Raw genomic sequence first — 13,502 nt, forward strand, 5'->3', positions numbered from 1 at the left:
CGCCGCCCGCCCGGCCGGCCGCGCGCCCCGGCGCGAGCGCGGGCTTCCGTGCGCCCCAGCCTGGTGGAGGGTTCCAGCCGGCGGTGCGGGCGGGTGCCCTGCCCGGCCGGAGCCCGGCGTGATCGTGGGCCTCCGTACGCTTCCGGCCCGGCGGAAGGCACCGGTCACCGGTGCGGTCGGGCGCCCCGCCCGGCCGGGGCCTCGCCGTCCGCCCGGTCTGGTCGCGGGTCTCGTCCGGTCGGGCGTCCCGTCCCGGCCGGTGGTTTCCGCTGCCGGTCGGGTCAGGTGCCTCACCCGGTCGGGGGCCTCGCCGCCCGCCCGGTCACAGCCCCAGCAGCCAGCGCCCTCCGCCGAGCAGGGAGCACAGCGACACCGCGTGGAACAGGAACAGCCACAGCCCCGCCGGCACATGCGTCAGCCGGGAGAGCTGGTCCGCGTCCGAGTCCCCGGCGCCCCCGCGGCGCCGCTTGGCCTGCAGCTCGAACGCCGGGCGCACCCCGCCCAGCAGCAGGAACCACACCACGGCGTACGCGAACGCCGCCTGCACCTGCGGGCCCGTCAGCCACGACACCAGCACGAACGTGCTCCCGGTGACCAGCACCGACACCGCCCCGTAGGCGTTGCGGATCATCACCAGCACCGCCAGCAGCAGTGCGGTGGCCAGCCACAGCAGCAGCGTGATGCGCCCCGTGCCGAGCAGCGCGGCGCCGCCCAGGCCCAGCAGCGGGGGAGCGGTGTAGCCGGCGGCGGCCGTGAGGATCATGCCGATGCCGGTCGGCTTGCCCCGGCTCACGGTCAGGCCGCTGGTGTCCGAGTGCAGGCGTATCCCCGTCAGCGTGCGGCCGGTGAGCAGCGCCACCAGGCCGTGCCCGCCCTCGTGGGCGATGGTGACGGCGTTGCGCGCCACCCGCCAGGGCGCCTGGGGCACGACCACGGCGGCGGCCGTCACCAGCGTCGCGACGACCACCCACAGGTCGGGGTCGGGCTGGGTGCCCGAGACCTCGTCCCAGAGGGAGGCGAGGGAGGCGGACGCGGTGCTGACCATGCTCGTCATGTGTTTCGGATCGCTCCCTGTGCGCGTGCGGAGTCTGGCAGTGTTGCATGTATGTGCGGACGGTATGCAGCGAGTCGCAGGCCCGAGGAGCTCGCCGGGATCTTCGGGGTCGAGAAGTGGGAGCCCGAGGAGACCCTGGAACCCGATTACAACGTGGCGCCGACCAAGAAGGTCCACGCCGTCCTCGACCGCCCTCTGAAGGACGCGGACGACCCCCGCCCGGTTCGGCAGCTCCGCACCCTCAAGTGGGGACTGGTGCCCTCGTGGTCCAAGACCCCCGAGGGCGCCGCCCGGATGATCAACGCCCGCGCGGAGACCGTCCACGAGAAGCCGTCCTACCGCCGCGCCTTCGCCTCCCGCCGCTGCATCCTCCCCGCCGACGGCTACTACGAGTGGGTCACCGGCAAGCAGGAGCGCGAGCTGGAGGTCGAGGGGAAGAAGAAGCGGCCCCGCAAGCAGCCCTACTTCGTGACCCCGGCCGACGGCTCGGTCTTCGCGATGGCCGGACTGTACGAGTTCTGGCGCGACCGCACGCTGCCCGACGACCACCCGCAGGCCTGGTGGGCGACCTGCTCCGTGATCACCACCGAGGCGGAGACGAGCCCGCTGGCCGTGGCCCCGGCGGAAGGCCCGCGCTCCCTGGCCGAGATCCACCCGCGCATGCCGCTGATGCTCACCCCGGACCGCTGGGACGCCTGGCTCGACCCGGCCCGGACCGACCCCGAGGACCTGCGCGCGCTGCTCGCCCCGCCGGCGCCCGGCCTGATGCGCGCCTATCCGGTCGCCACCACCGTCAGCAACGTCCGCAACAACGGCCCGGAGCTGCTGGAGGAGCTGGCCGCCCCGGAAGAGGGCACACTCTTCTGACGTGACCACCGACACCACCCCGCGCACCCAGGACGTCCTCACCGACGCCGGCACCGCCCGCGTCACCTGGCACCACGCCCCCGGCCGCGCCCGTCTCGTCCTCGCGGCGGGCCACGGCGCGGGCGGCGGCATCGAGGCCCGCGACCTCGCCGCGCTCGCCGCCGTCCTGCCCGCGCACGGCGTCACCGTCGCCCTCGTCGAACAGCCCTGGCGGGTGGCCGGCAGGAAGGTCGCCCCGGCGCCGAAGACCCTGGACACCGGCTGGCGCGGCGTCTGGCCCGCGCTGACGGAGCCGGGCCTGCCGGTGATCTCCGGCGGACGCAGCGCCGGCGCCCGCGTCGCCTGCCGCACCGCGGCGGACCTGGGCGCCCGTGCCGTGCTCGCGCTGAGCTTCCCGCTGCACCCGCCGGGCAGGCCGGAGAAGTCCCGCGCGCAGGAGCTGCTGGGCGCGGGCGTCCCCACGCTCGTCGTCCAGGGCGGCAACGACCCCTTCGGGAAACCGGCCGAGTTCCCCGAGGGCGACCACGAACTGGTCGAGGTGGCGCGGGCCGACCACGGCTTCGCGGTGCCCGGGCGGGCGGACCTCACCCAGGAGGAGGCGTTGCGGGTGATCACGGACGCGGTCGTGCGGTGGACCGCGGCCCTCGGCTGAGCGGTGCCGGGAATGCGTGGACCGTCCCCCGCTGTTGTGGGGAGCGTACGTGCCGGTCGCACGGCGCCGCCGTCGTAGGAGAGGAAGTCCACCGCATGGGTTCCACGTTCTGCCCGAGCCGCAGTGCCCGCGCCGACCTCGACTGGACGGTGCTGCACGCGGCCAGGACCGTCCCGATCCGGGCGGCGGGCGGACCGGATCGTCGTCTATCCTCCGATTCGGGTGAGGCCGGTCTCGGTCTCACGACGACACTTGAGGAGGTGGGTCCGGTTCCCGGTACCGACGCAGGGACCGAACACGGCCAGGCGGAGCAGCCCCAGGGCCGGGGCGGCACGGGCGCGGAATCGGCCGCGGAGCGCAGCGCGCGCTTCGAACGGGACGCGCTCGAGTTCCTCGACCAGATGTACTCGGCCGCCCTGCGCATGACGCGCAACCCGGCCGACGCCGAGGACCTGGTGCAGGAGACGTACGCCAAGGCGTACGGGTCCTTCCACCAGTTCCGCGAGGGCACCAACCTCAAGGCATGGCTCTACCGGATCCTCACCAACACCTTCATCAACTCGTACCGCAAGAAGCAGCGCGAGCCCCAGCGCAGCGGTGCCGAGGAGATCGAGGACTGGCAGCTCGCGCGCGCCGAGTCCCACATGTCCACGGGTCTGCGCTCCGCCGAGTCGCAGGCGCTGGACCACCTGCCGGACTCGGACGTGAAGGAAGCCCTGCAGGCGATCCCGGAGGAGTTCCGCATCGCGGTGTACCTCGCCGATGTGGAGGGCTTTGCCTACAAGGAGATCGCCGACATCATGGGGACACCCATCGGTACGGTGATGTCCCGTCTTCACCGGGGACGTCGTCAGCTGCGCGGCATGCTCGAGGACTACGCGCGTGAGCGCGGACTGGTCCCGGCCGGTGCCGGAGAGTCGAACGAAGCGAAAGGCTCGGGGTCATGAGCTGCGGAGAGCCGCACGAGACGGATTGCAGCGAGATCCTCGGTCATCTCTACGAGTTCCTCGACCGTGAGATGCCGGATGCCGACTGCCGGAAGTTCGAGCACCACTTCGAGGAGTGCTCGCCCTGCCTGGAGAAGTACGGGCTGGAGCAGGCGGTCAAGAAGCTCGTCAAGCGGTGTTGCGGGCAGGACGACGTGCCGGGCGACCTGCGGTCGAAGGTCATGGGCCGGATCGAGCTGATCCGCTCCGGCCAGGCCGTGCCCGAGCAGGACGTCACGGCCGCTCCGCAGGAGTCCTGACCCCTCCCCAAGGGCCGCGTCACCCGATGGTGCTAATCCGCGGGCGGTCCCCCCGCCGCGGCGCCCCGGCCCGTCCTAGGCTCCAGAAGCCGGCGGGCGACGTGAAGGACGCGCGCGGCACGGTCGGGGGAGGGGCTCATGGAGGCGTTACCGGCGCGGGCCCGGGTGTATCTCGTCGGCGTCACCCTGCTCGCTCTGCTCTGTCTGCTTCCCCTGCCGGGTGTGTCCTGGCCGGGAGTGCTGTCGTCCCTGCCGGGCCCGCGCCTCCCCTGGTGGCCGGTCGTCCTGCTCGCCGCCCTGTACGCGGGATGCGAGCGGCTCGCCCGGTCCCGTCTCGTCGCCGGCCCGCACCCCGGCGGCGCCTTCCACCCCGTGCTGCTCGCCGGGGCCTTCCTGCTGCCGCCCACCGCCGCCGCCCTCGTCGCGCTGCCCGGGGCGCTGCTGCTCCCCGTCGAGCACCGTCCCCGCCTCGCGCGCCGGCTGTGGCGCACCGGCCGGCTCGTGGTCGCCGTGTGGACCGCGAGCCTGGTCCATCTGAGGACCGGGGGCCGGGACGCGGTGGCGCGGTGCGACATGCCCGGCGCCCTCGCCACGGCGGGCGCCGCGGTGCTCGCGTTCTGCCTCGTCCTCACCCTGCTCGACGGCGGCGTCCCGGCGCCCGCACCCGGCGGCCTCCCGCGCAGCCGTCCCGCGGCCGCCTGGTGGCGGCTGTTCCTCGGCTCCCTGGCGCCGCTCACCGTGCACGGCCTCGCCGGACTGATGATGGCCCTGCTGTGGCGCAGCCCGTACGGCCCGGTGGCGGCGCTGCTGGTGCTGCTGCCGATGGGCGTCTCCTGGTGGGCGTTCGCCCAGTACCACCGGGAGCGCGCCGCCCACCAGGCCACGATCCGCGCGCTGGTGCAGGCCGTCGACATCAAGGACGGCTACACGCGCGGGCACAGCGAGCGCGTCGGCCGCGCCTCCATGCTCATCGCGCGCGAGCTCGGCATGGACGACGAGCGGGTCGAGACGCTGCGGTTCGCGGGCATCCTGCACGACGTCGGCAAGCTCGGCGTGCCCACCCGGCTGCTCACCAAGAACGGCCCGCTCACCCCCGAGGAACGCCGGGTCATCGAACTGCACCCCGAGTACGGGCACGAGATGGTGCGCGGCATCTCCTTCCTCGGCGAGGCCCGCGCGGCCGTGCTGCACCACCACGAGCGGATCGACGGCACCGGTTACCCGTACGGACTGGCGGGCGGTCAGATCCCGGAGTCCGCGCGGGTGGTCGCGGTCGCCGACGCCTTCGACGCGATGACCTCCACCCGCAGCTACAGCAGGGCGCGCCCGGTGCCCGTGGCGCTGGAGGAGCTCCAGCGGTGCGCGGGGACGCACTTCGACCCGCGGATGGTGCAGGCGCTGGTCCGCGCGATCGGCCGCACCGGCTGGCACCCGGCGGTGACCGCCGACGAGCCGCGGCGGGCGGCCGTCCCCGGCCCCGCCGCACCCGTCACCGGCCGCCCCGGGGCGTGCCGGTGAGGCCCCGGCTGCACACCGTCGTGCATCTGTGCGCCGCCGTCCTCGCGGCCGGGGCGCTGGGCGCGACGCTGTACCACGGCGTCGAGGACCGCTCCACCGCGCTGGCCTTCGGCACGCTCGTCGCGGTCGGCGAGCTCACCCGGAGGGGCGGCCGGGGGATCCGCGAGGCCGCGCCGCTCGCCGCGGCCGGCTCCCTGGCGTACGCGCTGCTCGGCGAGGTCGCGGGGCGGCCCGCCCAGCACGGCGCCGCCCAGGCCGTCACCGTGGTGCTCGCCGCGTCGCTGCTCGGCAGCGTCCCGCACGTCGGACGCGGCGACGGACCCGCCCTCGACCCGGTGACCCGCCGGGTGCTGACCGTCGGCTTCGTCGCCGTCTGCTTCCACCCGCTGCACGCCCGGGGCGCGTTCGACGACCTCGGCGGGCCGGGACACGCGCTGCTGCTGCTCGTGCTGCTGACCCTGACCGCGCTGTGCGACGCCGTGCTCGCCGCCGCGCTGGCCCGCTCCCGCACCGGCTGGCCCTTCCCGCCGCTGCTGCGCGACGAACTGCGGGCCGTGCCCGGCATCGGGGCCGCCGTCATCGCCACCGGCGCCGTGATGGCGCTGGGCGTGGCGGTCGTGGGCCTGTGGGCGCTGCCGGTGTTCTCCGTGCCGCTGCTGCTCGCGCAGCTCTCCCACCGGCGGTACACGGCGGTGCGCGCCACCTACCGGCAGACCATCGCGTCCCTCGCGCGGGCCACCGAGATCGCCGGGTGCACCCCGCCCGGACACGCGCGCCGGGTCGCCGCGCTCAGCCAGGCGGTGGGCCGTGACCTCGGTCTGACGGAGCCGGAGCTGACCGTGCTGGAGTACGCGGCGCTGATGCACGACATCGGACAGCTCAGCCTCGTCGACCCGGTGCCCGCGGGCGCCACGGCGGGGCTGCCGCCCGAGGAGCAGCGGCGGATCGCGCTCCTCGGCGGCGCGGTGGTGCGGCAGACCGGGGTGGACCCCCGGGTCGCCGGGATCGTCGAACGCCAGGCCGACCCGTACACCGAGCAGCCGCCGGCCGCCCGGATCGTCAGGGTGGTGAACGCGTACGACGAGAAGTCCCGGGAAGGAGGGCCCACAGGGCCGCTGACCGCGCTGGAGGAACTGCGGCTCGAGGCCGCCGGGGAGTACGCGCCGGAGGTCGTCGAGGCCCTGGCCAGGGTGCTGTCCCGGGACGCGGAGGGGACGCGTGAGCAGGTGGATCGGTCGTGGTGAGAAGCCGGAGCAGGCGGTCTGGTCCCCGGCCGTGCTGGGTAACCCATGGGTAATGAGCGCCCTCGCGGCCGTACGTGGTTGGATGCGAAGGAGAGGGTGTCCGGGGGCGCCGACCGCTGCGGCCGGCCCACCGAACGGAACGGGCAGGCGGGAATCGTGAGGATCTTCGGCAAGGGACGTCACCGGCCCTCCGCCTCCTGGCGGCAGGCCACGGACCGCGCGTTCACGCTCATCGGCGACGGCCGGTACGAGGACGCGGGCGCGCTGCTGACACGCGCCGCCGACCTGGAGCCCTGGCTGTCGGAGTCCTGGTTCAACCTCGCGCTGCTGCACAAGTTCCGGCACGACTGGGAGCAGGCGCGCGCGGCGGGACTGCGTGCCGTCGCGCTGCTCGACCGCGACACCGGGGCGCCGGACTGGTGGAACGTGGGCATCGCCGCGACCGCCCTCCAGGACTGGCCGCTGGCCCGCCGCGCCTGGCAGGCGTACGGGCTGAAGGTGCCCGGCCCCGCGACCGACTCCGGCGAGCCCCTCGGCATGGACCTGGGCAGCGCGGCCGTACGGCTGTCGCCGGAGGGGGAGGCCGAAGTGGTGTGGGGGCGGCGGCTCGACCCCGCCCGCATCGAGGTGCTGTCCATCCCCCTGCCGTCCTCCGGGCGGCGCTGGGGCGAGGTCGTGCTGCACGACGGGGTGCCGCACGGCGAGCGGAGCACCGCCGCCGGGCACACCTACCCGGTGTTCGACGAGATCGAGTTGTGGGCGCCCTCGCCGGTGCCGACCTGGGTGGTGCTGCTGGAGGCCGCGTCCGAGGCCGACCGGGACGCGCTGGAACAGCTCGCCTCCGACGCCGGGTTCGCGGCCGAGGACTGGTCGTCGTCGGTGCGGCTGCTGTGCCGCATGTGCTCGGAGTCGCGGATGCCGTCCGACGAGGGCGACGGCGAGCACCTCGACCCGCACGACCACAGCGAGCCGGGGCACCCCGGGCCGCTCGGGCACCGTACCGACGGGCAGTTGTGGGTGCCGGAGCGCGAGTGCGGTCTCGCCGCGCCGGCGTCGCTGGTGCGGGGGCTGCTGGACGGGTGGGTCGCGGACAGCCCGGACTCCCGGGACTGGCGTGATCTCGAGGAGGTCTGTTAGGGCCGGGGCCGCGGACCGTTCGCCGTACCCTGTATCAGCAGCACACTCCGGTTTCACCCAGGAAGGCACACGTCGGTCATGGCTCAGCAGGACACCGATCAGCAGCACGCGGGCGTGCTCCCCGTCGACGACGAGGGGTACGTCATCGACACGGAGGACTGCGAGGAGCGCGAGGCGGCCTGGCGGGAGCGCGGCACGTCGCGTCCGATCACCGTGGTCGGCAACCCGGTGCTGCACAAGGAGTGCAAGGACGTCACGGACTTCGGCGAGGAGTTCCAGCAGCTGGTCGCCGACATGTTCGCCAGCCAGCGCACCGCCGAGGGCGTGGGCCTGGCGGCCAACCAGATCGGTGTCGACCTGAAGGTCTTCGTCTACGACTGCCCGGACGACGAGGGCGTGCGTCACGTCGGCGTGGTCTGCAACCCCGAGCTCGTCGAACTGCCCGCCGAGCGGCGCCGGCTGGACGACAGCAGCGAGGGCTGCCTGTCGGTGCCCACCGCGTACGCGCCGCTGGCCCGCCCCGACTACGCCGAGGTGACCGGCCAGGACGAGAAGGGCAACCCGATCCGGGTACGCGGTACGGGCTACTTCGCGCGCTGCCTCCAGCACGAGACGGACCACCTGTACGGCTACCTCTACATCGACCGGCTGTCGAAGCGGGAGCGCAAGGCCGCGCTCAAGCAGATGGCCGAGAACGAGCCGCGCTACCCCGTGGTCGCCAACGACTGACCGCCGTCACGGCCCCCTTCCCCTCGCGCGCACGGCGCCCGATCCGGCACATCCCGGACGGGCGCCGTTCCGTTGTGCGGGCCCCTCGGTGCGCGTCCGTGCGCGTCCGTGCGCGCCCGAAGGGAGTGAAAGAAGCAAATCCGTTCCCAGAACGGTCGCTTGTGGTGCTGAATGGAGGTGCGGGGACACACACGGCGTACGCCCGGCTCAGGGGCGGGCGCTCAACTGGCGGCTGAGAGGGGATTGTTCGTGCATGCTTTGTCACACGGCACCACATCGACACCGACCACCATCGCGGTTCCACCGGCGCTGTCCCTCCCGGTGATCGAGACGGCGTTTCCCCGGCAACTCCACCCGTATTGGCCGAAGCTCCAGAGGGAGACCCGGGCGTGGCTGCTCGAAAAGCGGCTCATGACACCGGAGAAGGTGGAGGAATACGCCGACGGCCTGCGCTACACGGACCTCATGGCGGGCTACTACATCGGCGCCCCCGACGAGGTCCTCCAGGCGATAGCGGACTACAGCGCCTGGTTCTTCGTCTGGGACGACCGGCACGACCGCGACATCGTGCACGGCCGTCCCGCCGCCTGGCGCCGGCTGAAGGACCTGCTGCACAGCGCCCTCGACCGCCCCGGCGACCACCTCGGTCACCAGGACCCCGTGGTCGCGGGCCTCGCCGACAGCGTGCAGCGGCTCTACGCCTTCCTGCCGGGCGGCTGGAACGCCCGCTTCGCGCGCCACTTCCACACCGTGATCGACGCGTACGACCGGGAGTTCCACAACCGCACCGAGGGCATCGTCCCGACCGTCGAGGAATATCTGGAACTGCGCCGCCTCACCTTCGCGCACCGGATCTGGACCGACCTTCTGGAACCGAGCGCGGGTCTCGAACTCCCGGATGCGGTGCGGAAGAACCCGGCGTACCGGAGAGCGGCACTGCTCAGCCAGGAATTCGCCGCCTGGTACAACGACCTCTGCTCGCTGCCGAAGGAGATCGCCGGAAACGAGGTGCACAATCTCGGCATCAGTCTCGTCACCCACGAGGGAATGACTCTCGAAGAGGCGATCGCCGATGTGCGGCGCCGCGTGGAGGAATGCATCAGCGAATTCATGGACGCGGAACAGGAGGCATTACGGTTCGCCGACCGGCTCGACGACGGGACGGTGGGCGGAAAGGAGACGAGCGCCGCCGTGCGCGCCTGCGTCGGCAACATGCGGAACTGGTTCAGCTCCGTCTACTGGTTCCACCACGAGTCCGGCCGGTACCGGGTCGACAGCTGGGACGACCGGTCCACGCCCCCGTACGTCAGCAACGCGACGGAAGGTGAGAAATGACCGTCGAGTCGGTACGCCCGAGGGACGCCGCCGCACCGGTCGAGCCGCCCGTGGCGGGCGGCGCCGTCCCGCTCCTCGGCCACGGCTGGCGCCTGGCGCGCGACCCCCTGGCCTTCCTGTCCCAGCTCCGCGACCACGGCGACGTGGTGCGCCTCAAACTGGGACCCAAGACCGTCTACGCCGTCACCACCCCCGCCCTCACCGGCGCGGTGGCGCTCAGCCCGGACTACATCATCGCCGGGCCCCTGTGGGAGTCGCTGGAGAGCCTGCTCGGCAAGGAGGGCGTGGCCACCGCCAACGGCAAACTGCACCGCCGCCAGCGGCGCACCATCCAGCCGGCGTTCCGGCTCGACGCGATCCCCGCCTACGGCCCGATCATGGCCGGGGAGGCCCAGGCGCTGGTGGAGCGCTGGCGGACCGCGGGCGGGGCGCTGGACGTCACGGCGGAGTCCTTCCGCGTGGCCGTGCGGGTCGCCGCCCGCTGCCTCATGCGCGGCAGCTACATGGACGCCCGCGCCGAGCGCATATGCGCCGACCTCACCACTCTGTTCGCCGGAATGTACCAGCGCATGGTGGTGCCGCTCGGACCGCTCTACAAGGTTCCGCTCCCGGCCAATCGGGAATTCAACCGCGCACTGGCCGATTTGCACGTCCTGGTCGACGAGATCGTCGCCGACCGACGGGCGAGCGGTCAAAGACCGAACGATTTGCTGACGGCTTTGCTGGAGGCGGAGGACGACAATGGCGATCCCATCGGCGAACAGGAGATCCACGATCAGGTTCTCGCCATCCTGACCGCCGGCGCCGAAACCGTCGGGTCCACGATCATGTCGCTGCTCCTGGTCCTCACCGAGCACCCGGAACTCGGCGACAAGATCCGCGACGAGGTGAAAACCGTCGTCGGCGACCGACCGGTCGCATTCGAGGACGTGCGGAAGCTGACGTACACCGCGAATGTCGTCACGGAGACCCTGCGGCTGTATCCGGCCGTATGGATATTGACCCGCCGCGCGGTCGCCGCCACGGAACTCGGCGGTTACCGCATTCCGAAGGGCGCGGACCTGATCTACAGCCCGTACGCGATCCAGCGCGACCGGCGGTCGTACGAGCGGAACGAGGACTTCGACCCGGACCGCTGGCTCCCGGAGCGGTCCAAGGACGTGCCCAAGTACGCGATGAGCCCGTTCAGCGTGGGCAACCGCAAGTGCCCCAGCGACCACTTCTCCATGGCGGAGCTCACGCTCATCACCGCCGTGGTCGCCGACGCGTACCGCTTCGAGCACGCCGCCGGCTCCGACGCCCGGCCGCGCATCGGCATCACGCTGCGGCCCCGCCGGCTGATGCTGCGGGCGCTGCCCCGCTGACCGGCCGTGCGGCGCGCGTTCAGGCGGCCTCCGGGCCCCTGAACGCGCGCCGGTAGGACTGTGGTGTGGTTCCCACCACGCGCACGAAGTGGTGGCGCAGGGCGGCCGCGTTGCCGAAGCCGGTACGGCCGGCGATCGCGTCCACCGTCTCGTCCGTCCGCTCCAGCAGGTGCTGGGCCAGCAGCACCCGCTGGCCCAGGATCCAGCGGTAGGGCGTGGTGCCGGTCTCCTGCTGGAAGCGGCGGGCGAAGGTGCGCGGGGACATGTGGGCGCGGGCGGCGAGCTGCTCGACGGTGACCTCCTCGTCGAGGTGCCGCTCCATCCACACCAGCACCTCGGCGACGGAGTCGCCCCCGGACTGCGGCAGCGGGCGCTCGATGTACTGGGCCTGCCCGCCGTCGCGGTGCGGGGGCACCACCATCCGCCGGGCGATCCGGTTGGCCACCTCGGGCCCCTGCTCCTTGCGCACCAGGTGCAGGCAGGCGTCGATGCCCGCGGCGGTGCCCGCCGAGGTGAACACCGGGTCCTCGTCGACGTAGAGCACGTCGGGCTCCGCCGTCAGACGGGGGTGCCTGCGGCTCAGCTCCTCCGCGTGCTTCCAGTGCACGGCGGCGCGGCGGCCCTCCAGCAGCCCGGCGGCGGCCAGTACGAACACCCCCGAGCACACGCTGAGCACCCGCGCGCCCCGGTCGACGCCCCGGCGCAGGGCGTCCAGCAGCTCGGGCGGGAACTCCCGCGTCACGTAGGAGGCGCCGGCCGGCACGGTGATCAGGTCCGCCGTCTCCAGACGCTCCAGACCGTGCTCGACCTGGAGGGAGAAGCCCGTACTGGCGCGCACCGCCGGCCCGTCCGCCGAGGCGACGGCGAAGTCGTAGACCGGCAGCCCGTCGTCGCTGCGGTCGATGCCGAACACCTCGCAGACCACGCCGAGTTCGAAGGGGTTCACGCCGTCGAGGAGGACGGCCGCCACATTCCGGAGCATGCCTCCAGTGTGCCGCACGGCTGGCAGTAAATCGATGGTGTACGGCAGTCCTGCCACTCCCGGTCAGGAGCGTCCGGCGCGACAGTGGTGTCCATGAACACGACGCAGAGGGAAGCACTGATCTCGATGGTGGCCGTTCTCGGCCTGTTCGTCCTCATGACCGCACCCGCCGTGATCGGCATCCTGCGCGACCGCCGCCTGGCCCGGCAGATCCGCCGGGCCGCGGCCACGGCGGCCGCCGAGCCCCCGCCCCGCCGGCCGCCGCCCGCCCGGCCCGTCCGGCGCGCGGGACCTCCTCCCGCCGCACCGCTCGGGCGGCGTGAGGAGACACCCGGCCCGGTCTGCGGGCCCCGGAAGTTCCCGGACCCGGTGCCAGGGTCCTAGAAGTCCTCGTCCAGGTCGACCGTGCCCTCCACGGCGACCTGGTACGCGGACGGACGGCGCTCGAAGAAGTTGGTCAGCTCCTGGACGCCCTGCAGCTCCATGAAGGGGAACGGGTTCTCCGAGCCGTACACCGGCGCGAAGCCCAGCCGCACCAGCCGCTGGTCGGCGACGCACTCCAGGTACTGCCGCATCGACTCGGTGTTCATGCCGGGCAGGCCGTCGCCGCACAGGTCCCGCGCGAACTGCAGTTCCGCCTCGACCGCCTCGCGCAGCATGTCGGTGACCTGCCGGCCGAGCTCCTCGTCGAACAGCTCCGGCTCCTCCTTGCGCACGGTGTCCACCACGTCGAACGCGAACGACATGTGCATCGTCTCGTCGCGGAACACCCAGTTGGTGCCGGTCGCCAGACCGTGCAGCAGACCCCGGCTGCGGAACCAGTAGACGTAGGCGAAGGCGCCGTAGAAGAACAGGCCCTCGATGCACGCGGCGAAGCAGATCAGGTTGAGCAGGAAGCGGCGCCGGTCGGCCCGCGTCTCCAGCCGGTCGATCTCCTCCACCGAGTCCATCCACCGGAAGCAGAACTCGGCCTTCTCCCGGATGGACGGGATGTTCTCCACGGCCGCGAACGCCGCCGCCCGGTCGTCCGGGTCGGGCAGGTAGGTGTCCAGCAGCGTCAGGTAGAACTGGACGTGCACGGCCTCCTCGAACAGCTGCCGCGACAGGTACAGCCGCGCCTCGGGCGAGTTGATGTGCTTGTACAGCGTCAGCACCAGGTTGTTCGCCACGATCGAGTCGCCGGTCGCGAAGAACGCCACGAGCCGGCCGATCAGGTGCTGCTCCTCCGGTGTCAGCTTCGCCAGGTCGGCGACGTCCGAGTGCAGGTCCACCTCCTCGACGTGCCAGGTGTTCTTGATCGCGTCCCGGTAGCGCTCGTAGAAGTCGGGGTAGCGCATGGGGCGCAGGGTCAGCTCGAAGCCGGGGTCGAGCAGG

At 72.8% G+C, this 13,502-nt stretch carries 14 protein-coding genes; 11 read left to right on the forward strand and 3 right to left on the reverse strand.

The window, feature by feature from the left end:
- Nucleotides 1-322: 322 nt before the first annotated feature.
- Nucleotides 323-1,045: a M50 family metallopeptidase gene (locus ACWH4W_RS11700; protein ID WP_473077477.1), complete on the reverse strand. Its 723-nt coding sequence runs from the start codon at nucleotides 1,043-1,045 to the stop codon at nucleotides 323-325.
- A gap of 60 nt (nucleotides 1,046-1,105) precedes the next feature.
- Between ACWH4W_RS11700 and ACWH4W_RS11705 the strand changes: the two genes are divergently transcribed.
- The 10 genes from ACWH4W_RS11705 to ACWH4W_RS11750 all read left to right on the forward strand — a co-directional run bounded on the left by ACWH4W_RS11705 (nucleotide 1,106) and on the right by ACWH4W_RS11750 (nucleotide 11,146).
- Nucleotides 1,106-1,921 carry an SOS response-associated peptidase gene (locus ACWH4W_RS11705; RefSeq protein WP_473075687.1) on the forward strand — a complete coding sequence of 272 codons (816 nt, stop codon included), beginning with the start codon at nucleotides 1,106-1,108 and terminating at the stop codon, nucleotides 1,919-1,921.
- 1 nt (nucleotide 1,922) lies between these two features.
- Nucleotides 1,923-2,573 carry an alpha/beta hydrolase family protein gene (locus tag ACWH4W_RS11710; RefSeq protein ID WP_473075688.1) on the forward strand — a complete coding sequence of 217 codons (651 nt, stop codon included), beginning with the start codon at nucleotides 1,923-1,925 and terminating at the stop codon, nucleotides 2,571-2,573.
- Between the two features lie 260 nt (nucleotides 2,574-2,833).
- A complete protein-coding gene (gene sigR / locus ACWH4W_RS11715) occupies nucleotides 2,834-3,520 on the forward strand; it encodes an RNA polymerase sigma factor SigR (RefSeq protein WP_198602713.1) in 687 nt (228 codons plus the stop codon).
- Nucleotides 3,517-3,819, forward strand: a complete 303-nt coding sequence (rsrA, locus tag ACWH4W_RS11720; protein ID WP_473075689.1) for a mycothiol system anti-sigma-R factor — start codon at nucleotides 3,517-3,519, stop codon at nucleotides 3,817-3,819. The genes sigR and rsrA overlap by 4 nt, the downstream gene beginning before the upstream one ends.
- A 138-nt stretch (nucleotides 3,820-3,957) precedes the next feature.
- On the forward strand, nucleotides 3,958-5,337 hold the full coding sequence (locus tag ACWH4W_RS11725) for an HD-GYP domain-containing protein (RefSeq protein ID WP_473075690.1): 1,380 nt from the start codon (nucleotides 3,958-3,960) through the stop codon (nucleotides 5,335-5,337).
- Complete coding sequence (locus ACWH4W_RS11730; RefSeq protein WP_473075691.1) at nucleotides 5,328-6,581, forward strand: HD-GYP domain-containing protein; 1,254 nt, start codon at nucleotides 5,328-5,330, stop codon at nucleotides 6,579-6,581. The genes ACWH4W_RS11725 and ACWH4W_RS11730 overlap by 10 nt, the downstream gene beginning before the upstream one ends.
- 156 nt (nucleotides 6,582-6,737) lie before the next feature.
- On the forward strand, nucleotides 6,738-7,718 hold the full coding sequence (locus tag ACWH4W_RS11735; protein WP_106416248.1) for a tetratricopeptide repeat protein: 981 nt from the start codon (nucleotides 6,738-6,740) through the stop codon (nucleotides 7,716-7,718).
- 78 nt (nucleotides 7,719-7,796) lie between these two features.
- Nucleotides 7,797-8,447: a peptide deformylase gene (def, locus tag ACWH4W_RS11740; protein WP_431990971.1), complete on the forward strand. Its 651-nt coding sequence runs from the start codon at nucleotides 7,797-7,799 to the stop codon at nucleotides 8,445-8,447.
- A gap of 249 nt (nucleotides 8,448-8,696) precedes the next feature.
- Nucleotides 8,697-9,782 (forward strand): epi-isozizaene synthase, encoded by a 1,086-nt coding sequence (cyc1, locus tag ACWH4W_RS11745; protein WP_473075692.1) that lies wholly within the window; start codon nucleotides 8,697-8,699, stop codon nucleotides 9,780-9,782.
- The gene (locus ACWH4W_RS11750; RefSeq protein ID WP_473075693.1) at nucleotides 9,779-11,146 is read left to right on the forward strand and encodes a bifunctional albaflavenone monooxygenase/terpene synthase; all 1,368 of its coding nucleotides are present in this window, start codon (nucleotides 9,779-9,781) and stop codon (nucleotides 11,144-11,146) included. The genes cyc1 and ACWH4W_RS11750 overlap by 4 nt, the downstream gene beginning before the upstream one ends.
- Nucleotides 11,147-11,165: 19 nt before the next feature.
- On the opposite strand, the gene ACWH4W_RS11755 is transcribed toward ACWH4W_RS11750, so the two are convergent.
- Nucleotides 11,166-12,128, reverse strand: coding sequence for a GlxA family transcriptional regulator (locus ACWH4W_RS11755; RefSeq protein ID WP_473075694.1), 963 nt, complete (start codon nucleotides 12,126-12,128; stop codon nucleotides 11,166-11,168).
- Between the two features lie 93 nt (nucleotides 12,129-12,221).
- On the opposite strand from ACWH4W_RS11755, the gene ACWH4W_RS11760 reads away from it, so the two are divergent.
- Nucleotides 12,222-12,512 (forward strand): hypothetical protein, encoded by a 291-nt coding sequence (locus ACWH4W_RS11760; RefSeq protein WP_473075695.1) that lies wholly within the window; start codon nucleotides 12,222-12,224, stop codon nucleotides 12,510-12,512.
- Here the strand turns inward: ACWH4W_RS11760 and ACWH4W_RS11765 are convergent.
- Nucleotides 12,509-13,465 (reverse strand): ribonucleotide-diphosphate reductase subunit beta, encoded by a 957-nt coding sequence (locus ACWH4W_RS11765; protein ID WP_473077478.1) that lies wholly within the window; start codon nucleotides 13,463-13,465, stop codon nucleotides 12,509-12,511. The two genes, ACWH4W_RS11760 and ACWH4W_RS11765, sit on opposite strands and share 4 nt — an antisense overlap.
- Nucleotides 13,466-13,502: the final 37 nt, after the last annotated feature.

The sequence above is a fragment of the Streptomyces sp. DSM 120436 genome, from assembly GCF_055778765.1.